The 23295-nt window shown below is 68.4% G+C and carries 25 protein-coding genes; 6 read left to right on the top strand and 19 right to left on the bottom strand.

Features of this window, described 5'->3' with window-relative positions:
* Positions 1-33: 33 nt before the first annotated feature.
* The 3 genes from AC2S9W_RS04450 to AC2S9W_RS04440 all read right to left on the bottom strand — a co-directional run bounded on the left by AC2S9W_RS04450 (position 34) and on the right by AC2S9W_RS04440 (position 3120).
* The gene (locus tag AC2S9W_RS04450) at positions 34-492 is read right to left on the bottom strand and encodes a hypothetical protein (RefSeq protein WP_486571675.1); all 459 of its coding nucleotides are present in this window, start codon (positions 490-492) and stop codon (positions 34-36) included.
* Positions 493-824: 332 nt separating this feature from the next.
* Positions 825-1286, bottom strand: a complete 462-nt coding sequence (locus tag AC2S9W_RS04445) for an acyl-CoA thioesterase (RefSeq protein ID WP_212598120.1) — start codon at positions 1284-1286, stop codon at positions 825-827.
* A 7-nt stretch (positions 1287-1293) separates the two neighbouring features.
* Complete coding sequence (locus AC2S9W_RS04440) at positions 1294-3120, bottom strand: aminopeptidase P family protein (protein WP_486571674.1); 1827 nt, start codon at positions 3118-3120, stop codon at positions 1294-1296.
* A 155-nt stretch (positions 3121-3275) separates the two neighbouring features.
* Here AC2S9W_RS04440 and AC2S9W_RS04435 point away from each other — a divergent pair, with 155 nt between their 5' ends.
* Positions 3276-5354 (top strand): S9 family peptidase, encoded by a 2079-nt coding sequence (locus AC2S9W_RS04435; RefSeq protein ID WP_486571673.1) that lies wholly within the window; start codon positions 3276-3278, stop codon positions 5352-5354.
* 168 nt (positions 5355-5522) lie between these two features.
* On the opposite strand, the gene AC2S9W_RS04430 is transcribed toward AC2S9W_RS04435, so the two are convergent.
* The 6 genes from AC2S9W_RS04430 to AC2S9W_RS04405 all read right to left on the bottom strand — a co-directional run bounded on the left by AC2S9W_RS04430 (position 5523) and on the right by AC2S9W_RS04405 (position 12047).
* Positions 5523-6134 carry an HAD-IA family hydrolase gene (locus AC2S9W_RS04430; protein ID WP_486571672.1) on the bottom strand — a complete coding sequence of 204 codons (612 nt, stop codon included), beginning with the start codon at positions 6132-6134 and terminating at the stop codon, positions 5523-5525.
* Positions 6135-6228: 94 nt separating this feature from the next.
* Entirely contained in the window at positions 6229-6354 is a 126-nt protein-coding gene (gene ykgO / locus AC2S9W_RS04425; RefSeq protein WP_003046794.1) for a type B 50S ribosomal protein L36, read from the bottom strand.
* A gap of 471 nt (positions 6355-6825) precedes the next feature.
* On the bottom strand, positions 6826-8283 hold the full coding sequence (gene rpoN, locus AC2S9W_RS04420; RefSeq protein WP_486571671.1) for an RNA polymerase factor sigma-54: 1458 nt from the start codon (positions 8281-8283) through the stop codon (positions 6826-6828).
* Between the two features lie 147 nt (positions 8284-8430).
* Complete coding sequence (lptB, locus tag AC2S9W_RS04415) at positions 8431-9243, bottom strand: LPS export ABC transporter ATP-binding protein (protein WP_486571670.1); 813 nt, start codon at positions 9241-9243, stop codon at positions 8431-8433.
* A 562-nt stretch (positions 9244-9805) separates the two neighbouring features.
* Positions 9806-11212: a phosphoglucomutase/phosphomannomutase PgmG gene (gene pgmG / locus AC2S9W_RS04410; RefSeq protein WP_104960211.1), complete on the bottom strand. Its 1407-nt coding sequence runs from the start codon at positions 11210-11212 to the stop codon at positions 9806-9808.
* Positions 11213-11237: 25 nt separating this feature from the next.
* Positions 11238-12047 carry a division plane positioning ATPase MipZ gene (locus AC2S9W_RS04405; RefSeq protein ID WP_067113470.1) on the bottom strand — a complete coding sequence of 270 codons (810 nt, stop codon included), beginning with the start codon at positions 12045-12047 and terminating at the stop codon, positions 11238-11240.
* Positions 12048-12132: 85 nt separating this feature from the next.
* Here AC2S9W_RS04405 and panC point away from each other — a divergent pair, with 85 nt between their 5' ends.
* Both panC and AC2S9W_RS04395 read left to right on the top strand, forming a co-directional pair.
* A complete protein-coding gene (gene panC, locus AC2S9W_RS04400) occupies positions 12133-12972 on the top strand; it encodes a pantoate--beta-alanine ligase (RefSeq protein ID WP_076077417.1) in 840 nt (279 codons plus the stop codon).
* 159 nt (positions 12973-13131) lie between these two features.
* Complete coding sequence (locus AC2S9W_RS04395; protein WP_067113472.1) at positions 13132-13446, top strand: SEL1-like repeat protein; 315 nt, start codon at positions 13132-13134, stop codon at positions 13444-13446.
* Between the two features lie 282 nt (positions 13447-13728).
* Here the strand turns inward: AC2S9W_RS04395 and AC2S9W_RS04390 are convergent, their stop codons facing one another.
* From AC2S9W_RS04390 to AC2S9W_RS04375, 4 genes are all read right to left on the bottom strand, one after another.
* Positions 13729-14877, bottom strand: a complete 1149-nt coding sequence (locus tag AC2S9W_RS04390; protein WP_076073420.1) for a GNAT family N-acetyltransferase — start codon at positions 14875-14877, stop codon at positions 13729-13731.
* Positions 14878-15027: 150 nt separating this feature from the next.
* Positions 15028-15492 carry a RidA family protein gene (locus AC2S9W_RS04385; protein ID WP_104960210.1) on the bottom strand — a complete coding sequence of 155 codons (465 nt, stop codon included), beginning with the start codon at positions 15490-15492 and terminating at the stop codon, positions 15028-15030.
* A gap of 26 nt (positions 15493-15518) precedes the next feature.
* On the bottom strand, positions 15519-16151 hold the full coding sequence (locus AC2S9W_RS04380; protein WP_076073419.1) for a hypothetical protein: 633 nt from the start codon (positions 16149-16151) through the stop codon (positions 15519-15521).
* On the bottom strand, positions 16148-16420 hold the full coding sequence (locus tag AC2S9W_RS04375; protein ID WP_067113486.1) for a DUF3572 family protein: 273 nt from the start codon (positions 16418-16420) through the stop codon (positions 16148-16150). The genes AC2S9W_RS04380 and AC2S9W_RS04375 overlap by 4 nt, the downstream gene beginning before the upstream one ends.
* Positions 16421-16507: 87 nt before the next feature.
* Here AC2S9W_RS04375 and AC2S9W_RS04370 point away from each other — a divergent pair, with 87 nt between their 5' ends.
* Positions 16508-16870: a response regulator gene (locus AC2S9W_RS04370; RefSeq protein WP_067113488.1), complete on the top strand. Its 363-nt coding sequence runs from the start codon at positions 16508-16510 to the stop codon at positions 16868-16870.
* Positions 16871-17089: 219 nt separating this feature from the next.
* Here AC2S9W_RS04370 and AC2S9W_RS04365 read toward each other — a convergent pair whose 3' ends face one another.
* A complete protein-coding gene (locus AC2S9W_RS04365; protein WP_156483138.1) occupies positions 17090-17251 on the bottom strand; it encodes a hypothetical protein in 162 nt (53 codons plus the stop codon).
* Positions 17252-17401: 150 nt separating this feature from the next.
* On the opposite strand from AC2S9W_RS04365, the gene AC2S9W_RS04360 reads away from it, so the two are divergent.
* A complete protein-coding gene (locus tag AC2S9W_RS04360; RefSeq protein WP_067113769.1) occupies positions 17402-17887 on the top strand; it encodes an Lrp/AsnC family transcriptional regulator in 486 nt (161 codons plus the stop codon).
* 4 nt (positions 17888-17891) lie between these two features.
* On the opposite strand, the gene AC2S9W_RS04355 is transcribed toward AC2S9W_RS04360, so the two are convergent.
* From AC2S9W_RS04355 to gltX, 5 genes are all read right to left on the bottom strand, one after another.
* Positions 17892-18368, bottom strand: a complete 477-nt coding sequence (locus AC2S9W_RS04355) for a DUF2269 family protein (RefSeq protein WP_067113767.1) — start codon at positions 18366-18368, stop codon at positions 17892-17894.
* On the bottom strand, positions 18365-19645 hold the full coding sequence (locus AC2S9W_RS04350; protein ID WP_076073418.1) for an SDR family oxidoreductase: 1281 nt from the start codon (positions 19643-19645) through the stop codon (positions 18365-18367). The genes AC2S9W_RS04355 and AC2S9W_RS04350 overlap by 4 nt, the downstream gene beginning before the upstream one ends.
* A gap of 326 nt (positions 19646-19971) precedes the next feature.
* Positions 19972-20139 (bottom strand): 50S ribosomal protein L33, encoded by a 168-nt coding sequence (gene rpmG, locus AC2S9W_RS04345; protein WP_067113762.1) that lies wholly within the window; start codon positions 20137-20139, stop codon positions 19972-19974.
* Between the two features lie 504 nt (positions 20140-20643).
* The gene (locus AC2S9W_RS04340) at positions 20644-21369 is read right to left on the bottom strand and encodes an energy transducer TonB (RefSeq protein ID WP_104960207.1); all 726 of its coding nucleotides are present in this window, start codon (positions 21367-21369) and stop codon (positions 20644-20646) included.
* 357 nt (positions 21370-21726) lie between these two features.
* Entirely contained in the window at positions 21727-23037 is a 1311-nt protein-coding gene (gene gltX, locus AC2S9W_RS04335; protein WP_486571669.1) for a glutamate--tRNA ligase, read from the bottom strand.
* Between the two features lie 41 nt (positions 23038-23078).
* On the opposite strand from gltX, the gene AC2S9W_RS04330 reads away from it, so the two are divergent.
* Positions 23079-23246, top strand: coding sequence for a hypothetical protein (locus AC2S9W_RS04330; protein ID WP_486571668.1), 168 nt, complete (start codon positions 23079-23081; stop codon positions 23244-23246).
* The last annotated feature ends 49 nt before the right edge of the window (positions 23247-23295 follow it).

The raw sequence follows: 23295 nt of genomic DNA, 5'->3' as shown, positions 1-23295 counted from the left end.
TCGGCATCGGTCGGGGCGGGCGGCATCGGCGGTTTAGGGCCGGGGCGCCGTCGCGGGTTTAGGCCCGCGCGCCGCACGTTCGGCGAGCGTCGAGCGCGTCGGCGCGGGCTTCTTCGCCAGCTCGTCGGCTTCCTTGCCGAGCGTCTCGCGCGTCAGCTTGTCGGCCTCGCTCGAATCATAATCGACCCCCAGCAGGTCGGCGAGCTTCTGATATTCAGCGCGGCGCCGGGCGTTCTCGCGCGTCGTTTCCTTGGCGCGCGCGACCCAGTCGGCGCGAATCTCGGCCTCGCTGCGGTCGGCCTGCCAGTTCTCGAAATAGATGATCTGCCGCTCGGGCTTCTCATAGGGGATCAGATATTGCGAGACGCCGTGAAAGATCACCCAGGTCAGCGCGATCGCAACCCCCCACATCGTCCAGCGATGCGGGCGCGGTTCGCGGATATAGGCCCAGAAATCGCCAAGCCCGCCGCCGACATCCCAATTGTTGAACATTCCCATCGTCCCAATCTAGGCGATATCGCCTCGATTTGCGAGGGGGCAGGACGAATGCGCGCCGCAAAAGCCCCGGCACGAGCGATTGCAAAAAATGCAACAATAAATGCTTATTTCGCAGTTGCACAAATCATTGTGCAGTGCAATATCACACTTGCCTTTTAGGCATCCTCTCCCAAAAACTTTCAAGGGTCGCCCTCGGGCGGCCCTTTTTTTCGTCAACGCCGAATCGCCTGCGACGGCGGGGCCGGACGACGCGGCCGCGCTGCCGCCGCGCCCGCAAAGCGCCGGGAGAAATCCGGCGACCTGTACCCTAAAGACTTGAAAACAGGCTAGTCTTGCAGCGGGGTCCGCGTCTCGAACCGGCGGACCTCGGCGATGAAGCTGCCCGGCAGCGGCGTCGCCTGCCCGCTGTCGAGGTCGAGATGCGCATAGCTGATCTCGATGTCGGCAAGCCGCTCTTCGTCGCGCGCGATCGCGCAGTGCAGCGTGAAGCTGGTGCGCTCGAAACGGCTGATCCGCGCCGCGATGGTGATCAGATCGTCGAGCCGCGCCGGGGCATGATAATCGATCTCGCTATGCGTTTCGCGGATATCTGTACCATATTGGTGAAAATAGGGACCGGGCTGGCCTTCGCCCAGCGCGCGGAAATATTCGGTCACCCCGATGTCGGCATAGACCAGATAGATGGCGCTGAAGACGCTGTTCTGCCCGTCGATCTCGTTATAGCGCACCCGCACCCGTTCGCGGACGCGGAAATCGGCGAGCGGGACGGCCCAGTTGTCGCGGTCCATCGCGGCCTCAGGCGGCGAGCGCCGCGGCGCCGCGGTCGATCGGCGCACAGGCGGCGGCCAGCCACGCGCGGTCGGCCTCGTCCATGCCGGGCGCCAGCTTTTCGAGCACCTGCGCATGATAGGCGTCGAGCCAGTCGGCCTCGGCGGGCGAAAGCAGTGCGCCCTCGACCAGATCGCGCGCGATCGGGGCGAAGGTGATCGTCTCGAACCCCAGCATCTCCTCTTCGGCGCCGGCGATCGTCTGCGGCACGACGATCACCAGATTCTCGATGCGGATGCCGAAATGCCCCGCCTTGTAATAGCCGGGCTCGTTCGACAGGATCATCCCGGCGTGCAGCGGTTCCTCGGTTCCCGCCTGCCCGCCCGACGGCTTGGCGATACGCTGCGGTCCCTCGTGCACCGCCAGATAGGCGCCGACGCCGTGCCCGGTGCCGTGCGCATAATCGACCCCGTCGGCCCACAGATATTGCCGCGCGAGGATGTCGAGCTGGCTGCCGCGCGTGCCCTTGGGAAAGCGCGCGGTGGCGAGCGCGATATGCCCCTTCAGCACCTGGGTGAAGCGGCGGCGCATCTCGGCGGTCGGCCGGCCGATCGCGATCGTGCGGGTGATGTCGGTGGTGCCGTCGGCATATTGGCCGCCCGAATCGACGAGGTAGAGCGTGCCGGTCTCGACCGCGCGATTGGTCGTCTCGTCGACCTTGTAATGCGGCAGCGCGCCGTTCGGCCCCGCGGCCGAGATGGTGTCGAACGACAGGTCCCTCAGCGCGCCGCTCTCCTCGCGAAAGGCGCGCAGCTTCGCCGCGGCGGACAGTTCGTCGAGCCCGCCCTGCGGCGCGTGCGCCTCCATCCATTTCAGGAAGCGCGCGACCGCGACGCCGTCGCGGACATGCGCGGCGCGGGTGCCGCCCAGCTCGGTGTCGTTCTTGATCGCCTTGGGCAGCACCGCCGGGTCGCGGTGGCGCTCGATCCGCGCGCCCGCGCCTTCGAGCGCGGTGAAGATCGCTGCGACCGCGCGGTCGGGATCGACCGCCACCTTCTTGCCTGCCAGCTCGGCGAGCGCCGCCTCGAAAGCGTCGCGGTCGTGGATGCGCACGCTGTTGCCCAGATGCGCGCGCACCGCCTCGGTGATCTTCTCGGGCGCGATGAACAGGTCGGCGGTGGCGTCGGCATGAAGCAGCGCGAAGGCCAGCCCGACCGGCGTATGGGTGACGTCGGTGCCGCGGATGTTGAAGGTCCAGGCGATCGAATCGAGCGCGGTCATCACCGTCGTGTCGAGCCCCTTCGCCTTCAGCCAGTCGGCGATGATCGCGCGCTTGTCGGCCGCCGACTGTCCGGCGAGCGCGGTATCGTGCACCGTCACCGGCGCGGCGCTCGGCGCCGGCCGCTCGTCCCACGCCGCGTCGACCGGATTGCTGTCGACCGCGACCAGTTCGGCACCCTTGGCCGCGAGAGCATGCGCGAGCCCGCGCGCCCAGTCGATGCCGTGCAGCCACGGGTCATAGCCGATCCGCTGCCCGGCGCCGACGTTGGCGCCCAGCCATTCGGCGACGCTCGACTGCGGCACCCCGACATAGTCGTAGAGCGTCCCGTCGACCTGGTCGCGCACCTGCACCGTATAGCGCCCGTCGACGAAGATCGCCGCCTTTTCGGGCAGCACCGCCGCGGTGCCCGCCGAGCCGCCGAAGCCGGTGAGCCACGCGAGCCGCTGCGCATAGGCGCCGACATATTCGCTCATATGCTCGTCGCTGATCGGTACCACGAAGCCGTCGAGGCCGCGCGCCTTCAACTCGGCGCGCAGGCGGGCGAGGCGGTCGGCATGAACGGCGCTGGACATATGGCTTTCCTTGTTCCTACATCGCGGCCGATCCCCGCTGTCGGGGCGATGCCGCGGGAGTTTTTGCGATGCGCGCTATTTGGGCGTTTCTGGCGGCAATTGCCACCCTGCTTGTCGGGACCGTTCCCGTTTTCGCCGAAGAGGAAGAAAAAGCGTTGACCCAGCCTGCCGCCCCCCTGCCCTCCGCGCCCGTCGCCGAGCAGCGCCCGCATACGCTGACCCTGCACGGCAAGACGCTGTCCGACCCGTGGCACTGGTTGCGCGACGAAAGCTATCCGGTGGTCGACGACCCCGACGTGCTCGCCTATGTGAAGGCCGAAAACGCCTGGTTCGACGCGGCGATGAAGCCGCACGAGGGGCTGGTCGAAACGCTGTTCCAGGAAATGAAGGGCCGTATCAAGGAGGCCGACGCCAGCGTGCCGCAGAAGGACGGCGACTGGCTCTACTGGATCGAATTCGAGGAAGGGGCGGAGTATAAGAAATGGTACCGCCGCCCCGTCGCGGGCGGCGACGCGCAGCTGATCCTCGATGAGGTCGCGCTCGCCGCGGGCAAGGAGTATTTCCGCCTCTCCGACATGGCGGTCAGCCCGAACGGTCGCCTGATGGCCTATGCCGTCGACGACAATGGCTCCGAACGCTTCGAGGTGCGCTTCCGCGACCTCGAAACCGGCGCCATGCTGCCCGACGTCATCCCCGGCACTTTGTCGTCGCTGGTGTGGACCGCGGGCGGCGACGCGCTGCTCTATGGCCTCGCCAACGAGAACTGGCGCACCGACAATGTCCACCTGCACCGGCTCGGCACCCCGGTCGCCGACGACAAATTGCTCTACAAGGAGGCCGACATCGGCTTCGGCGTCGGCATCGGCAAGACCGCCGCCGACAATTATATCGTCATCGCGACCGGCGACAACGAAACGAGCGAGGTCTATCTGCTCCCCGCCGCCGATCCGGAGGCGAAACCGCTGCTCGTGTCGCCGCGCCGGAAGGGCCGCGAGTATAGCGTCGACGAGCGCGAGGGCACGCTCTACATCCTGACCAACGACGACCATCCCAATTTCCGCGTCGCGACCGCCAGCCTCGCGGCGCCTGGCGAATGGACGACGCTGATCGCGGGGTCGGACCACAGCTACATCACCGGCCTGTCGGTCTTCCGCGACTATTTCGTGCTCGAAAGCCGCGAGGACGGGCTCGATCAGGTCGACGTGCGCCGCTACGACGCGCCGCTGACGCCGGGGCGCATCGCCTTTCCGGAGGCGACCTACGTCGCGGGGCTCGGCGACAATCCCGAATATCATCAGGACAAGATCCGCATCGATTATGAATCGATGGTCACCCCCGACACCGTTTACGACTATGACGTCGCCGCCGGCACGCTCGAAACTTTGAAAGTGCAGGAAATCCCTTCGGGTTATGATGCAAGTCAATATGTAACCGAATGGGTTAACCTGCCCTCGCGCGACGGGCGGACGATGATTCCCGCCTCGCTCGTCTACAGGAAGGGCACGCCGCGCGACGGCAGCGCGCCGATGCACCTCTATGTCTACGGCAGTTACGGCTATCGCGTTGCACCGGGCTTTTCGACGACGCGGCTCAGCCTCGTCGATCGCGGGATGATCTATGCGATCGCGCATGTCCGCGGCGGCGACGATCTCGGCCGCGCATGGTATCTCGCGGGCAAGACCGACCGGCGCAAGAACACGTTCCACGACTTCATCGACGTCGCGAAGGGGCTGATCGCGAAAGGCTATACCAGCGCGGGCAGGATCTCGATCGAGGGCCGCTCGGCGGGCGGGCAGGTGATGGGCGCGGTGTATAACGAGGCGCCCGAATTGTGGGGCGCGTTGCTCGCGGGGGTGCCCTTCGCCGACGTGATCAACACGATGGTCGACGAAACGCTGCCGCTGACCCCCGGCGAATGGCCCGAATGGGGCAATCCGATCACCGACAAGGCGGCGTTCGACTATATGCTGTCGTACAGCCCCTACGACAATGTGACGGCAAAGGCCTATCCGCCGATGCTGGTGTCGGCGGGCCTCAACGACCCGCGCGTCACCTATTGGGAGCCCGCCAAATGGGTCGCGAAGCTGCGCAGCGTCCGCACCAACGACGCGCCGCTGCTGCTGCGCACCAACATGGGCGCGGGCCACGCCGGCAAGTCGGGCCGCTGGGGCGCGCTGCGCGAGGATGCCGAGGAATATGCCTTCGTGCTGACCCAGCTCGGGGTGGAGAAATAGGGTTTTTTGAAATTTTCACGCGAAGGCGCGAAGGCGCGAAGAGGCCGGTTCGGGCCGACAGGCCTTTTTCCCATCACGGCATGCGGGTGACCGCGACGCCGGGAAAAGAAGGCCGCTTCGCGGCAGGCGCCATTTCTTCGGGCCTTCGCGGCTTCGCGTGAAATGGAATTATTCCGCCAGAAATCCCCGCGCCGCCAACTCGGCCTCCAGCCCCGCCGCATCGCTGAACAGATGCGCCGCGATACCCGCGGCTTCGGCGCCCGCGACATTGGCGGCATTGTCGTCGACGAACAGCGCGCCCGCCGGGTCGATGCCGAATCGCTCGATCGCGAGCGCATAGATCGCCGCGTCGGGCTTGGTCAGCCGCTCGGTGCCCGACACGATGATGTCGCGGAAACGGTCGAACACCGGCTGCGTCGGGCGGAAGGCCTGCCAGAATTCATGCCCGAAATTGGTGATCGCGAACAGCGGCACCCCCGCCGCGTCGAGCCGCGCGACAAGGTCGAGGCTGCCGGGCACCGGCCCCGGGATCGTCTCGTTGAAGCGCGTCGCATAAGCGTCGATCAGCGCGCCGTGCGCCGGGAATGCGGCCTTGCGCTCGGGCACCATCTCCGCAAGCGGGCGCCCCGCGTCGTGCTGGAAATGCCATTCGGCGGTGACGACGTGGGTCACGAACCATTCGAGCTCGGCCGGGTCGTCGATCAGCTTGGCGAACAGGTAGCGCAGGTCCCAGTCGAACAGCACCTTGCCGACGTCGAAGATCACGCTTTGGCGGATCATGGCCGCTCCCGACACGCGAAAGCGCCGCCGGAAGCATCCGACGGCGTCACGCTGGCTCGCAGATGCGCGGGGACCCGTGGTCCCGGCAAGGCCGTCAGCCCTGGCGCGCCTTGAAGCGGCGGTTGGTCTTGTTGATCACATAGGTCCGGCCGCGGCGACGAATCACGCGGTTGTCCCGATGGCGGTCCTTCAGCGACTTCAGGCTGTTGCGAATCTTCATGGTCTTTTCCGTAAAGGTCTGAGCGTTGTCACGCGAAGGCGCGCACCTATGGCGACGGGCAGGAAAAGTCAACCGCGCCGCCGCCGATCGGCCCGGAAAAGATTCGCGCAGCGGCGCAAAGATCACGGAGAAGGAAGGCTGCCGATTGCCGCCCTCGTCATGCCGGACCTGTTTCAGCCTCCATGGGCCCGTGCCGGCCTGACAGGGCAGCGCCAATTGATTTCACGCGAAGACGCGAAGGCGCGAAGAAGAAGGCTCGGGCCGACAGGCCCCTTATTCTTCGGGACGGTGCGGTCAGCCGCCACGTTGAAAGAGAAAGCCTCTTCGCGGCAAGCATAGCCTCTTCGCGTCTTCGCGTCTTCGCGTGAAAAAATGGGATCGTGTCCGGCGAAAGGCCCGGTCATGGAGGCTGAAACAGGTCCGGCATGACGAGAATCTCTGCGATCTTTGCGCCTCTGCGCGAATCAAATCCTACCCCGCCAGCGCCTTCTGCCGCCGCCGCTGCACCGACGAGCCATAGCCCATCGCCTCGCGATATTTGACCACGGTGCGCCGCGCGACCGCGTGGCCCTCGGCCGCCAGCTTCTGCGCGATCGTCTCGTCGGACAGGATCGCCTTGGCATCCTCGGCCTCGATCAGCGCGCGGATCCGGCTCTTGATCGCCTCGGCCGACACCGCGCCGTCGCCGTCGGTCGCCGCGATACCGCTCGAGAAGAAATATTTCAGCTCGAACAGGCCGCGCGCGCACGACAGATATTTGTTGCTGGTGACGCGGCTGACGGTCGATTCGTGCATCCCGATCGCCTCGGCGACCTGCCGCAGCGTCAGCGGGCGCATGTGCGCGACGCCGTGGAGGAAGAAGCCCTCCTGCTGCCGGACGATCTCGCTCGCCACCTTGACGATCGTGCGCTGGCGCTGGTCGAGCGCGCGCACCAGCCAGTTGGCGCCCGCGAGCTGTTCGGACAGCCACGCCTTGCTCTTCGCCGCCGCCCCGCGCGCCAGTTCGCTGTAATAGCGGCGATTGACGAGCAGGCGCGGCAGCGTGCCGCTGTTGACCTCGACCGCCCAGCCCTGCGCGGTGCGCTGCACGAACAGGTCGGGGACGACCGCCTGCGCCGCGCCGCCGCCGAAGCGCAGCCCCGGCTTGGGGTCGTAGCCGCGCAGCTCGCGGATCATGTCGGCCAGATCCTCGTCGTCGACCCCGCAGATGCGCTTGAGCTGCGGAAAGGCGCCCTTCGCCACCAGGTCGAGGTGCGCGATCATTGTCGCCATCGCGGGATCGTAGCGGTCGGCCTCGCGCGCCTGGATCGCGATGCATTCGGCGAGGTCGCGCGCGCCGACGCCCGCGGGGTCGAAGCCCTGCACCCCCGCCAGCACCGCCTCGACCAGCGCCAGCGGCACGCCGAGCCGCTGCGCGAGGTCGGCGAGGTCGGCGCGCAGATAGCCTGCCTCATCGATCAGCGCGACGATCTGTTCGGCGACCATCGCCTCGATCCCGTCGAAGCGCTCGCCGACCTGCGCGAGCAGATGGTCGTAGAGCGTGCCCTCGGCGCCCGCGAAGCTGTCGAAATCGACGGCCTCGCCCGATCCCGACAGCCCGACGCTGTCGCTCGCGCTGTCGTGGTGGAAGCGCTCGTCGAAATCGACGTCGAGGTCGCTGCCCGCGTCGGAGGCGAGCGTCGGTTCGGCGTCGGGACCTTCACCGGCGGCCTCGGGCGCCGCCTCGCCCGCCTCTTCCCCGCGCTCGTCGCCCGCCCCGTCGCCGTCGGCGGAGGCGGTGTCGAGCAGCGGATTGCCTTCGAGCGCCTCGGCCAGATAGGCCTCGAGTTCGAGGTTCGACAGCGCGAGCAGCTTGATCGCCTGCTGGAGCTGCGGCGTCATCACCAGCGATTGCGACTGGCGGAGATCGAGGCGCGGACCCAACGCCACCGGCGGTTATCTGCTTCTTGTTCCGTTCGTGTCGAGCGAAGTCGAGACACCCATCAGCGTGGCGCAAGGCCGAGGAACATCTCGACTTCGCTTGATGCGAACGGAAACTGAAAACTGCTCAAACCGCACCGGAAAAGCTCCAGTTCGTCACAGCGAGAAACCCTCGCCCAGATACAGGCGGCGCACGTCGGGGTCGGCGACCAGTTCGGCGGGCGATCCCGCGAGCAGCACCTTGCCGTCGTAGATGATGCAGGCGCGGTCGACGAGGTCGAGCGTCTCGCGGACATTGTGGTCGGTGATCAGCACCCCGATGCCGCGCGTCTTGAGGTCGGCGACGAGGTCGCGGATGTCGGCGATCGAGATCGGGTCGATGCCCGCGAAGGGTTCGTCGAGCAGCATGATCGACGGGTTCGCCGCCAGCGCGCGCGCGATTTCGGCGCGCCGCCGCTCGCCCCCCGACAGCGCCATCGCCGACGCGCCGCGCAGCCGCGTCAGCCCGAATTCGTCGAGCAGCTCGTCGAGCCGCTGCTGGCGCGCCAGCCGGTCGGGCTCGGCGAGTTCGAGCACCGCGGCGATATTCTGCTCGACCGTCATGCCGCGAAAGATCGAGGTTTCCTGCGGCAGATAGCCGAGGCCCAGGATCGCGCGGCGATACATCGGCAGTTCGGTGATGTCGGCGCCGTCGAGCATGATGCGCCCGGCGTCGGGCTTCACCAGCCCCATGATCGAATAGAAGCAGGTCGTCTTGCCCGCGCCGTTCGGGCCGAGCAGGCCGACGACCTCGCCCTTGCCGACCGACAGCGACACGTCGGACAGCACGACGCGCTTGTCGTAGCTCTTCGCGATAGACACGACCGCGAGCCCGTTGCCCGCCGCCGCATCCTGCTGGACGTGCGAGACATGCTCGGCGACGCCATGGTCGCCTTCGGCCAAAGGTGCAGCAGTGGATTCGTCGGTCATAGGCAGGTCAGATCCGTTCGGGCCCCCGCTGGGGCGTTAGCGCAGCGACGCGGCGACCGTCAATCTGGCAGGGATTTTGCAAGGACGATTTCCCCGCCTGCTTGCGGGAGGGGCAGCGAGGCTCGCGAGCTCGCTGCCTAGCCGAAGCGGGGTGGGCATCGACAGCGCGGCCGACCCAACGGGTTGCAACCATGGCTCGTCGGAATCCGGCTCTACCGCACATTTTCGACAAGTCACTGTTCCCCGGCGAAAGCCGGGGTCCATGCGAAGCAGCGCTGTGCCATCTGGGCCCCGGCTTCCGCCGGGGAACAGCTCCTGACTTGGCTGAAGAACATATATGCCAACTCGTTTCAGAGCTCGCCCCCCCGGACCCGATCCGGGAGTCCATGGTCTGCCCTCGAATGAAAGGCAGCACAAAAGGGAGGGTCCGGCCATGGATGCTGAAACGAGTTCAGCATGACGAACGAACGGGGCAGTGCGCCGAAACCCGAATCCCCGGGCCATAGCCCCGCTGCACCGAGCCGGGTCTCACGACCCCTCGCGCCACCGGGAGGGGAGGGGATCAGTGCGCCGCTTGCGGCACTCTTTCCACCCCCGACTGCGCGAGTTGGTCGTCGATCGCCGCGAGCAGCCGCGCGAGCGCCGCCTCGTCCCGCGCCTCGGCGCGCGCGACGAGCACGTCCTGCGTGTTCGACGCGCGCAGCAGCCACCAGCCGTCGTCGGTAAGCACGCGCGCGCCGTCGGTGCGGTCGACCTGCGCGCCCGCCGCCGTCAGCCGGTCGAGAACCTCGTCCACAATGGCGAATTTGCGCGCCTCGTCGACCTGGAAGCGCAATTCGGGGGTGTTGACCATCGCCGGCATCGCGTCGCGCAATTCGGTGACGCTCCTGCCCAGCTTGGTCGCCGCCTCGATCAGCCGCACCGCGGCATAGGGCGCGTCGTCATAGCCGTAATAGCGGTCGGCGAAGAAGATATGCCCGCTCATCTCGCCGGCGAGCGGGCTGCCGGTTTCCTTCATCTTCGCCTTGATCAGGCTGTGCCCGGTCTTCCACATCAGCGGCGTGCCGCCCAGTTCGGCGACGCGGTCGAACAGCGCCTGGCTCGCCTTGACGTCGGCGATGATCGTCGCGCCCGGATGCTCCCTGAGCACCGCGGCGGCATAGATCTGCAGCAGCTGGTCGCCCCAGATCACGCGGCCCTGGCCGTCGATCGCGCCGATGCGGTCGCCGTCGCCATCGAAAGCGACGCCGAAATCGAGGCTTCTCTCCGCGACCAGCTTGCGCAGATCGGCGAGGTTCGCCTCGACCGTCGGATCGGGATGGTGGTTCGGGAAATGGCCGTCGATGGTGGTGAACAGCAGATGATGCTCCCCGGGCAGCCGCGCCGTGAGCTTTTCGATCACGGTGCCCGCGGCGCCGTTGCCGGCGTCCCAGCCGATGCGAAAGGCGCCGCCGGCGAATCCCTCGACCAGCCGATCGACATAGGCGTCGACGATGTCGATGCGCTGCGATCCGCCCTCACCGCTGTCCCAGTCGCCCGCGGCGGCCATTTCGCCGATCCGCCTGATGTCGGCGCCGAAGAAGGGGCGTCCTTGAAACACCATCTTGAAGCCATTGTAATCGGGGGGATTATGGCTGCCGGTTATCTGTATGCCGCCATCGACCTCTTCGGTTGACGCGGCGTAATAGAGCATCGGCGTCGGCCCCAGCCCGACGCGCAGCGCATCGATCCCCGCCGCGTTGATCCCCTCGACCAGCGCCTCTTCCAGCATCGGCGACGACAGCCGCCCGTCATAGCCGACGGCGATGCGCCGGCCGCCCGCGCGGCGGATCAGCGTCGCAAAGCTGCGGCCGATCGCCCTTGCGTCGGCGGCGGTCAGCGTGTCGCCGACGACGCCTCGGATATCATATTCGCGCAGCATCGTCGGGTGAAAGACGTGGGCGGCAACGGGCTCGGAAACGGCGGTCATGGATGATGCTCCTGCGCGAAGGGGGTCAGGCGACGGCGAACAGGTCGCCATCGGGATGAAACCGCTCGCGCGCCGGAAGGTTCAGTCCCGCCATCGCCTCGCGCAGTTCCTGCCGCGCGACGACATGCCCCATCCCCATGCCGCCGAGATGCGCCTTGTCGAGCAGCGTCAGCCCGGCCGGGAACAGCTCGCGATAGATGACGCGTTCGCCCAGCCCCGGGATGACGCGAAAGCCGACGCGCCGCGACAGCTGGTTCAGCGCCTCGCCGACGCGCCGCATGTTGTGCGCGTCGACATGCTGCAGACGGTTGCGCAGGATGATCCAGTCGATCGTCCGCCCGTCGCTCTTGGCGCGCGCCTTGCGCGTGTCCCAGATCAGCTCCGAATAGAAGCTGGGGCGCACGACCTGGAACGTCTCGGGATCGACCTGGCCGATCAGGTCGAAATCGATGAAGCTGTCGTTGATCGGCGTCACCAGCGTGTCGGCGCTGGTCGCGATGTGCCGCGCGAACGGGTCGTCGCGCCCCGGCGTGTCGGCGATCAGATAGTCGGCGTCCTCGGCCAGCCGCGCGACCTGTTCGTCGAGTTCCTCGACCGTCGAGCCTTCGAACACCTCGAAATGCGGGATGGGCAATTCGATGCCGCGGCGCTTCGCGGTGCTGGTGCGATTGTCGAGATAGCGGTGAAAGGTGCGCTGGCGCGGGTCGAGGTCGATTCCGGCGACGCGCCACCCCATGCTCGCCAGCGCGACCGCGAAATGCACCGCGCAGGTCGACTTGCCCGTCCCGCCCTTTTCATTGGCAAAGATGATCCGGTGGGGGGCTGGCTTCGTCATGAGCGTTGCGATTTTCCTGTCGGCGCGGCATGGCGGCCGCATGGGGTGGCGTATGGACGCCGCCAATATCGGAGGGCGGGCGGCCGTGCAAATCATCCGTGATATCGCCACGCTTCGTCGCGCGGTCGACGCGCTCAAACTGGGGCGCAAGAGCGTCGCGCTGGTCCCGACGATGGGCGCGCTGCACGCGGGGCACCTGTCGCTGGTGCGGATGGCGCGGCGCGTCGCCGACCATGTCGTCGTGTCGATCTTCGTCAACCCGACGCAGTTCGGCCCGAACGAGGATTTCGCCGCCTATCCGCGCGACGAGGCGCACGACGCCGCGCTGCTGGTCGAGGAAGGCGCGGCGCTGCTCTGGGCGCCCGACGTCTCCGTCATGTATCCGCCCGGCCATGCGACGCATATCGCGGTCGCCGAACTCGGCGCCGACTATTGCGGCGCGGCGCGGCCGGGCCATTTCGACGGCGTCGCGACCGTCGTCGCCAAGCTGTTCAACCAGGTGCGCCCCGACATCGCGATCTTCGGCGAAAAGGACTGGCAGCAGCTTGCGATCATCCGCCGCATGGCGCGCGACCTCGACTTCGCGATCGATATCCTGGGGGCGCCGATCGCGCGCGATCCCGACGGGCTCGCGCTGTCGTCGCGCAACGCCTATCTGACCGCCGATCAGCGCGCCGCCGCCGCCGCCTTTCCCGCCGCGCTGCGCACCGCGGCGGCGGCGATCGCCGGCGGCGGCGCGGTCGCCGCGGCGCTCGCCGATGCCGAGGCGGCGATCCGCGCGGGCGGTTTCGCCAGCGTCGACTATGTCGCGCTCGCCGATGCCGACAGCCTCGAACGGCTGACCGAATATCGCGCCCCGGCCCGCCTGCTCGCGGCGGCGCGGATCGGCACCACGCGCCTGATCGACAATCTGGCGGTCGAGTAGCACCCTCTTTCGGGAAAGCATGGTTCGAAAACCCGCGGATTACGGCGCTCGCCGCTACCAATCCCCAAAAAACCGCCGCGTCGTTAACGCTTTGTTGACCATAAGCCGCAACTTTGGGGCCGAGGTCTCCATGTGGGGTGGAGGCGACAGGGGGTTATCATGGCGAACAGTCTGAAGTCTGCCCAATATCTGATCGAAAGCCGGCTGCTCGACGCCGCGCGCGGCGATGCGAGTGCCTATTTCGACCTGGGCGTCGCATTCTCGACCGGCACCGGCGGGGTCGATGTCGACCTGATCCAGGCGCATAAATGGTTCAACCTCGCCGCGCTCGGCGGCAATGTCGAAGGCCAGCAGTGCCGCGCCGACGTGTCGAACGAAATGAGCCGCGACGAAATCGCCGAGGCGCAGCGCCAGGCGCGCGCCTGGCTCGACGAGACCGCCCGCCGTCCCGCCGCCCGCCGCTTCGCGGCCTGACGTCTTGCCCGGTCTGCGTGGGCGTTCTGGAATCTCACGCAAAGGCGCGAAGGCGCGAAGAGAATTGCATGGCCGGTTTTCGGATAATCTCACACGAAGACACGAAGAGGGCGTGATGCGACTCGATCGTTGCGCCGATTTCGACGCCGGTTGAAAAAGGGCCGGACAACGTCCGGCCAGATAATCTCCTATGATGATCGCGAGACAGAACGGCAGAAACCGTCCTCTTCGTGTCTTCGTGTGAGATTTTCTTCTTCGCGCCTTCGCGCCTTTGCGTGAGATTCAATCCGCCCGCCGGAACGGCATATGGCCTTCCAGCCATTCCATTTCCTGCATCTCGGCCGCGCGTTCGCGCTCCAGGAAATCTGCCACCGCGCGCCGGAACCCCGGGTCGGCGATGAAATGCGCCGACCAGGTCGCGACGGGGCCGTAGCCGCGCGCGAGCTTGTGCCCGCCCTGCGCGCCCGCCTCGACGCGCGCCAGCCCGCGTTCGATCGCGACGTCGATCGCGCGGTAATAGCAAAGCTCGAAATGCAGATAGGGGATGTCGGCCACACAGCCCCAATAGCGGCCATAAAGCGTGTCGGCGCCGATCAGGTGCATCGCCCCCGCGACCGGCGTATCGCCGTCATAGGCGACGATCAGCAGCACGCGATCGGCCATCCGCGCGCCGATCAGGTCGAACGCCGCGCGCGTCAGATAGGGGTGCCCCCATTTGCGCCCGCCGGTGTCCTGATAGAAGGCCCACATCGCATCCCAGTGCGCGGGGCCGATCGCATCGCCCGTCACCTGCTCGATCCGCAGCCCCACCACCGCGCGCGCGCGCTCCTTGCGCAGTTGCTTGCGCTTGGCGGAGGTCAGCGTGGCGAGAAAATCGTCGAAACTGCGATAGCCGGGATTGGCGAAATGGAACTGGACGTCGCGCCGCACCAGCCATCCTGCCGCCTCGAACAGCGGCATCTGTTCGGGCGCGACGAAGGTCGCATGCGCCGACGACAGCTCGTTCTGCCGCACCACCGCCTCGGCGGCGCGGATCAGCAGCCGCGCGTCCTCGTCCCCCGCCGCCAGCAGCCGCGGCCCCGGCACCGGGGTAAAGGGCACCGCGATCTGCAGCTTTGGGTAATAGGCGCCGCCCGCACGCGCCCACGCGTCGGCCCAGCCGTGGTCGAAGACATATTCGCCCTGGCTGTGCGTCTTCAGGTAAGCGGGCGCCGCGGCGACCAGCGCGCCCGCGCCGTCGTCGACCAGCAGCGGCGCCGGCTGCCAGCCCGTCCTCGGCCCGACGCTTCCCGATTCCTCAAGCAGCGACAGAAAGGCATGGCCGACGAAGGGATTGGCGCCCCCCGCCAGCGCGTCCCACGCCGCCGCCTCGACCGCGGCGACCCCGGTGCCGAGCGAAATCGTCCGCGCGGGCGGGTCGGCGTCGGCCATTCAGACGCCGCCGACGAGGAAAGGAAAGGCCGTGTTCCCCCGCGAAGGCGGGGGTCCATCTCCGGTTGGCGCAAGATGGAACCGGCAGGAGATGGGTTCCCGCCTTCGCGGGGACACGGAAAGACATGGGACGTCGCGCAAGGCGATTTCCTACGCCGGCCGCACCGCCACGATGGCGTCGACCTCGACCGCAGCGCCCAGCGGCAGCACCGGAACGCCGACCGCGCTGCGCGCATGGCGCCCGGCCTCGCCGAACAGCGATTCCATCAGTTCCGACGCGCCGTTCGCGACCTTGGGCTGCTGCGTGAAACCGGGATCGCTGTTCACGAACACGCCCAGCTTGACGATTCGCTCGACGCGCGACCAGTCGCCGTCGACCGCCTTGCCGACCTGCGCGACGATCATCAGCGCGCAGCGGCGCGCGGCGTCATAGCCGCTCGCCTCGTCCATGTCGGCGCCCAGCCGCCCGGTGACGAGTTGCCCGTCGCGGAACGGCAGCTGCCCGCTGACGTGCAGCAGCCCCCCCTGCTCGACGACGGGCACATAGGCGGCGACCGGCGCGGCGGGCGTCGGCAGGTCGAGGCCGAGTTCGGCAAGCTTGGCGGCAATATCCATCGTAAATCCTTCCATCGGTTGTCGGGTCAAAGGGCCGGGGCCGGCAGGTTTCCGGCGATGCGCGCGAGGATCCACTCGCGCGCCGCGGTCCACTCGTCGATGCGCGCGTGCGCGTGCGCGGCGGCGGGAATCCGGCCGGCGATCGCGGGCTCGCCGACCATGTGCAGCCGCCACACGTCGGGCGCCGCGGCGGCGACCGAATGGTGGTGATTCGGCAAGTCGTCGATGAATATCGTGACGCTCGGCGCGCGCTCCTCGATCAGCCGGCGCACCGGCTCGCCCTTGCCGCCGCGGCTGCCGATCACCGGCGCGTCGAGGCCCAGCGCGGCGAGCTGGTCGGCGCGGCGCTGCTGGTGGTCGGGGCCGACGTTGGTCAGGATGACGATGTCGGCGACGCGCGCGATCGCGGCCATCGCGGCGACCGCGCCGGGGATCGGATATTGCCGCGCCATCTCGGTGCGGAAGAATCCGTCGAGCAGCGGCCACACCTCGGCCGCCTCCAGCGGCGTGCCGCACGCCTTGCGCTTCAGCGCATTGGCGAAGCTCGTGTCCTCCATGCGGAACAGCACGCCGTGCGCCTCGTCGACCCACTGCGCGAAGGGCACGACCATGTGCATCAGCACCTCGTCGCAATCGCTGATGACGAGCGGGCGAGTCATGCTTCCTGTCCTTCCTGTCCTTCCAGTCGGCGCGCCGCGGCGGCCAGCGCCTCCGGCTCTATATCGAGTGCCGCGGCGCAGGCGACAAGGTCGGGCTCGTACGCGGTCAGGAAGGCGAGCACCGCCGCCAGCGTCGCGCGCTGCCCCAGCGCGGCGCGCAGGCCATCGGGCGTCAGCCCGGTCGTCGCGAGCAGCCGCTCGGCGCGCGACTCGTCGCCGACGATCCAGCCGAGCGCCCGCAGCGCCAGCGCCGCGTCATCATCCCGCAAGAGGCGATCCTTCCATGGGAAGCAATTGTGTCCGGCCGCCGATTCGCCTAAACGAGCCGCGGACGCAAGCGGGGAAAGCGGCAGATCATGGGAAAGACCGTCCTGGTCGTCGAGGATAACGAGCTCAACCTGCGCCTGTTCTGCGACCTGCTCAACGCCCACGGCTACAGCGCGCACCCGGTGCGCGACGGCCGCGACGCGCTGGCGAAGGCGCGCGAGATCGCGCCCGACCTGATCATCATGGACATCCAGCTGCCGCACGTCAGCGGGCTCGAACTGATCGGCCAGGTCAAGGCCGACCCGGCGCTGCGCGCGGTGCCGATCATGGCGGTGACCGCCTATGCGGGAAAGGGCGACGAGGAACAGATCCGCGCCGCGGGGGCGGAAGCCTATGTCTCGAAACCCATATCGGTGATCCGCTTCATCGAAAGCGTCGGCGCCTTCGCCTAGGACCGTCCCATCAATCGATGTGTCCCGGCGCAGAAGGCGGTTTCCGATGCCCAGGACTGGAACATGACGACCCTGGATTGGCCCACTTCGTCATTGCGAGCGGAGCGAAGCAATCCAGGGCGGTTTACACCGCTCTGGATTGCCGCGCGGCTTCGCCGCTCGCAATGACGGGTCGACCGGAGCGTCATCCAAAGACGGCCGCTCCAGCCCCGCCCGCGATCAGGCGAGGACGGAACGCCGCGCGGTCCGGCGCAGGCCCGCCGGCGCGGGCTGCCGCTGCCACGGCGAATCATAATGGACCGCCACCGCGGCGGTCGATGCTTCGATCATCATGGTCCAGAACTGGCCGATCGGGCCCGAACGGGATGCGTTGCGAGTCATGTCGTATCTCCTGAATCGATCGTTGCGCGCAAGGAGAAGGGAGGGGAGGGGAGAAGCCCTTGGCGCAGCCATGATCTACGCCATCGGGCCCGGCCATTGGCGCCGATTTTGGTCATGGCGGCGACCAAAATTCGCGTTATGACGCAAGGAATGCGAAAAAAGATCGACCTCGACCGTTTCGACCGCCGGCTGCTCGAACTGGTGCGCGCCGACAATCTCGAACCCGCGCGGACTCTCGCCGACAAGGTGGGGCTGTCGGTGTCGGCGGTGTTGCGGCGGCTGCGGCGGCTGCGCGACGAAAAGGTGATCGTCGCCGACCGCGCGATCGTCGACCCGGCGCTGACCGGATCGGCGCTGACCATGCATGTGCTGGTGCGGATGGAACAGGCGGGCGCGCAGACGATGGACGGCTTCGCGCGCGAGATCGCGCGCCACCCCGAAATCACCGGCGCGTGGGACGTGACCGGCGAGGACGACTTCCTGCTGAAGGTGCAGGTCGGGTCGATGGAGGAATATGAAGCCTTCACGCGCCGCGCGCTCGGCGAGGATAAGGGCGTGCATTCCTTCACCACGCTGATCGCGATCCGCACGATCGTCGAGGACGACGCCTCGCGCCGCCCCCTGCGCGACCTGTGACCGCTCACCAGAGCGCCGGCTTCGCCACCATCAGCCAGAAGACGCCGACCAGCCCCAGAAACGCGGGCCAGCCGAGCAGGAACCACAGCCGCATCGTCTGCTCGTAATCCGGCCCCAGCGGCCGCCCGGCGCGCGCCGCCGCCTCGGCAAGCCGCTGCGCACGAATCTGCAGGCCGACGACCGGCGCCCAGCAGGCAAAGGCCAGCGCATAGAGCGCATATGTCGCGAGCAGCCACGGCTCGGTCAGCGGATAGCCCGCGTGATGCGCGAGCCACAAGCCGCTCGCCGGCTGCACGACGCCGCTGGTGCCGGTGAAGATCCAGTCGGCGCGCACCACCATGCGGCCGATGGCGGCGATCGTCGCCGGGTCGCGCGTCAGATGGGCGTTCCACAGATACCAGGCGGTCCCGGCGCCGAAGCCGAACAGCACGGTGCTGCTGACGATGTGCAGCATCTTCACCAGCAGATAGAGGTCGGTCATCTCTTGTCCCCGATGGCGCCGTGCACCGCGACGAGCAGCAGGATCGGCAGATTCTTGAGCAGCGGACCCAGCGGATCGAGCCACAGGCGCGGCAGCGCGAGGCCGATGACGATCGTGTAGCCGAGGATCAGGCCGATCTGGACGACCGTGCTCCAGCGCGCCTTGCGGTCGAGCAGCACCAGCGCCGCCACCGCGATATCGGCCAGGCTGGCGCCGATGCGCAGCGGGTCGGCCAGGCCGGCGGGCAGCCCCAGGCTCGCCGCCAGCGCGCGCGCCGCTTCGCCGCCATGCGTCAGCCCGAGCCATGCCGAGGCGAGCCACAGCAGCGCCAGTATCGCGCGGATCGCGGGCGCGAGGAAGAAGAGGCGCGCGTGCCAGCGGTCCTGTACCTCGGCCGGGCGCGCCGCGAGCGCATCGTTCAGCCGGCGCGGCGCGCTGCCGGTTTCGCGGGCATAGGCGGCGCTGTCGCCGGCGTTGCCCGCGACGAGCTGCGCCAGGCTGTTGCTCGCGATCGGCCCGTCGCCCGCAAGGTCGCCGATCCGGCCGAGCAGGCGCATGACCGGCATCGGGATCGACACGAAGCGCGCCGCGCCGAACCCCAGCCAGCCGCGATAGGCGCGCAGCAGGCCGCGCAGGTCGATCGTCTCTGGCCCCACCGGCTCGAGCGTCCGCCCGGCAAAGCGGTCGTCGGCGCACAGGCGCGCCACGTCGCGCGCCAGATCGTCGACATGGATCGGGGTGAAGCGCTGGTCGCCCGCGCCGGGCAGCGGGACGGCCAGCGGCAGCCCCGCCATTCCGCGCAGCAGCGAGGTGCCGCCATAGCTGCCGTCGCCATAGACGAGCGACGGGCGCAGGATCGTCCAGCCGAGCCCCGAGGCGCGCAGCACGGCCTCGCCCGCCAGTTTCGCGCGCGCATAGTCGGTGCCGACCTCCTCGCGGGCGCTGATCGCGGACAGCAGCACCACGCGCGCGACCCCCGCCTCGCGCGCGGCGGCATACAGAGCGCGCGGCATCGCGACGTGGACTGCCTCCATATCGGGCCCGCGCAGCACGCCCGCGGCGTTGACGATGCAGGCGACGCCGTCCAGATGCGTGCGCCACGCCGCCGCATCGGTCGCTCCGGCCAGGTCGACCGCCACGAACCGAACCCCCGGAAATGCCGCCTCGAGGTGCCCGACCCGGCGAACCACCGCGACCGCCTCGTGCCCCGCGTCGCGCAGCGCGGTCAGAATGTGCCGGCCGATGAAACCGGCGGCCCCCAGGATCATCACCCGCATGCCCGCTCCTTCCGCCCAGCGGGTTAGAGCATGATGACATGATAGGGAATCGTCATTGCGAGGAGCACGGCGAAGAAGCAATCTCCCCTCCCGCTTGCGGGAGGGGTCGGGGGTGAGGGCTCGAACCCTTGCGCAAGGCCGCTGTCCCCACCCCTCTCCTGATGGGGCGGGATACGCTTCAACCCCGACAGGACGGCCCCGAAAGCCGCCCCACACCGCCGGGCACGAAAAAGGGCGGCTCGCGGCCGCCCTTCTGTCCATCGTCCGGCCTTTGCCGGATGACGCGCTTTCGAACCCCGCGCGCCATCGGCGCGCCGGGCGCGGCGTCACTTGATCTTGGCTTCCTTGAACTCGACGTGCTTGCGCGCGACGGGGTCGTATTTGCGCACCGCCATCTTCTCGGTCATCGTGCGCGGGTTCTTCTTTGTGACATAGAAAAAGCCCGTGTCGGCGGTGCTCACCAGCTTGATCTTGACGGTCGTCGGCTTGGCCATGGCCTCATGTTCCTCGAACTATTGACGCATCCGCCGGCCCGTCCGGCGCATGCGGCGGGACGATGGCCCCGGCGATTGCTGAAAAACAAAGAGGGCCGCGTCGCACGCCGCCCCCCTTCATCCCGGCGCCCTTGGCGGGATTCGGTGCTTATGTCAAGCGAAAGCGGGGCCGGGCGAGAGGTTGCGCCAGCTTGGACAAACCCGTTTATCGACCGCGTGGCTGGATCGTTCTTGAATCGAGCACCGCCGTGTCCCTGCGCAGGCGGGGACCCAGAGCCTCATCGCGCCAACGCTGGCTCTCCGACACTCTGGGCTCCCGCCTTCGCGGGAGCACATGCCTGTTCGCTCAAAGACAACCACACTTCGAGCGGCCCGGCAAAAGCCGGGCGGTGCCTGTCGCAGGGTCCGGTCATGGATGCTGAAACCAGTTCCGCATGACGGACAACGATGCGGCGTGGGAACGGGGCAGCACCATCCGCTCCGCTCCCCGCAGGCCCGCCGCCGTCAGGCGTCGCGGATCTGGAAGCGGACGGTCATCTCCTTCCAGCTTTCCTCGGGCACGCCGCCGCGCGTCGCGGGCTTGAAGCGCCATTTCGACAGCGCGCGCTTGCGCGTCGCCTCGAAGAAGGCGGGGTCGTCGGTGCTGACCAGCTCGACCGCCTTGACCCGTCCGTCGGTGCCGATCAGCACGCGGACGCGGACGACGCCCTCGATCCCGGCGCGCTGCTCGCGCGCGGGATAGTCGGGCTGGAACGTCCCGGCGAAGCGCGGATCGACCGCGGCGGCGACGAGCGCCGGGCGCGGCGGGGCCGGCGGATCGACCGCGACCGCCACGCCCGCCCCGCTGCCCGACGGCGGCGTCAGCGGCGGCGCGGGCGGCACCGACGGCGGGTCCGCCGCGACCGGCGGCAGCGGCGAGACCGTCGTCGTCATCGCCGACGGCTGCGGTTCGGCCTGCGGCGGCTGCGGCTGGGGTTCGGGCGGCGGCGCCGGGGGCAGGGTGAAGCTTTTCCACGGCACCGGCGCGCTCGTCGGCGTGCGCTCGATGATCATCGGCGACAGTGCCACCGCGACGACGAGCGCCGCGGGCACGCCAAAGGCGAACAGCGCCGCCAGCGGGCGGTGCCCGGCGCCGGGGTCGTAGCGCGCGCCCGGTGCGGGGGTGCCGGCGGGGGCAGGGGCGCGCTCCGGCGCCGCCGCGAGGGCCGAAATCAGGGGTATCAGCGTCATGGCATCTCTCCTTGCCTGTGCCGACCCGGCCCCGCCGCGTATCGACCGCCGCTATCGGTCGGGTCGATTGATGTAATAATATAACATCACTGCAAATGTCAATGGAGAGGCGGGGAGGACAAGATGCCGGGGACGCTCCGTCGCTTTTTCAGTCGTCATGCCGACTTGGCTTGGCGCACAGGTTCTTCGGACATGTAGGAGCTTGTACCCCGGCGAAAGCCGGGGTCCAGATGGCATGGTGCGGCCCCCCGCGTGGACGCCGGCTTTCGCCGGGGTACATTTGCCTATCCAAAAGGGATGATGCCAACGCGTTTTAGCATGGCGGTGCGTCGGACAGAGGCGGGACAGCCGCCCCGTCTATGCCGCCGACAGCCGCGCGATCGCCTCGTCCCTCGCGATCAGCGGCAGCAGCTCGCCCATGTCGGGCCCGTGGTCGCGCCCGGTCAGCGCGCGGCGCAGCGGCAGGAACAGCGCGCGGCCCTTCGCGCCCGTCGCCGCCTTTGCCGCGCCGGTCAGCGCGTGCCAGGGGTCGGCGCTCCAGTCGATCGCCGGCGCCGCCACCGCCGCTGCTGCGAGCACCGGCCGGTCGGCCGCGTCGGGCGCGGGCGGCGCGAAGGGGCCGTCGAACACCGCCACCCAGTCGGCCGCCTCCGCCACCGTCGCCAGGTTCGGGCGGATCGCGGTCCAGCGCGCTTCGTCGATCGCCGCGGGCAGGCGCGGCGCGACCGCGGCATAGGGGGTGTGGTGGAGGATCTTCTGATTCAGCAGCGCCAGCTCGGCCTCGTCGAAGCGCGCCGGGGCGCGGCCGAAGCGCGCGAAGTCGATGCCCGCGATCAGCGGCTCGAGCGTCGTCACCGGCTCGACCGGGTCGCTCGTCCCCAGCCGCGCGAGCAGCGCCGCGAGCGCGATCGGCTCGATCCCCGCCGCGCGCCAGTCCGCCATGCCGAGCGCGCCGAGCCGCTTCGACAATTTGCCCCCGGTGCCGACGAGCAGCGCCTCGTGCGCAAAGGCGGGGGGTGCCGCGCCCAGCGCTTCGAACATCTGGATCTGCGCCGCGGTGTTCGACACATGATCCTCGCCGCGCACGACGTGCGAAATGCCCATCGCGATATCGTCGATCACGCTCGGCAGCAGATAAAGCCAGCTTCCGTCGGCGCGCCGCACCACCGGGTCGGACAGCGTCTTCGGCTCGAAATGCTGCGGCCCGCGAATCAGGTCGGTCCATGCGATCGGCGCGTCATGGTCGAGCCGGAAGCGCCAGTGCGGCGCGCGCCCTTCGGGCACCGGCGCCCCGTCGGGCCGGCGCTCGTACACCGGCGGCAGCCCGCGCGACAGCAGCACCTTGCGCCGGATGTCCAGCTCCTCGGGCGTCTCGTAACAGGCATAGACGCGCCCCGCCGCCTTCAGCCGCGCGAACACCTCGTCATAGAGCGCGAAGCGTGCCGACTGCCGCTCCTCGCCGTCGACGTCGAGCCCCAGCCACGCAAGGTCGGTGCGGATCGCCTCGACATAGTCCCCCTTCGACCGCTCGCGGTCGGTGTCGTCGATGCGCAGCAGGAAACGCCCGCCATGCTTGCGCGCCCAGAGCCAGTTGTGCAGCGCGGTGCGGACGTTGCCGACATGGAGATTGCCGGTTGGCGAGGGCGCGAAGCGGGTGATGACGGTCATGATGCGCGCCTATAGCGGCTTTGCGGGGCCGGTGGGAATATATGGTTCGCGCCGACGAGCGGCGGTGCCAGGCGATTCTTGCGCGCAGAGGCGCAGAGATCGCGGAGAAAATGAAGAAGGGAAAAAAGAGGGTCACGCGAAGACGCGAAAAAGATGTGGCCGATGGTGTCCTGTTTCAGACCCCGCTGCCGCGGGATGCGGCGGGATAGGGAAAGCCGCTTCGCGGCAAAGGCGACCTCTTCGCGCTTTCGCGCCTTC

Source organism: Sphingopyxis sp. 550B (assembly GCF_057401805.1).
The sequence above is the reverse complement of the archived record's forward strand: the minus strand, read 5'-3'. Positions and strand labels throughout refer to the sequence as shown.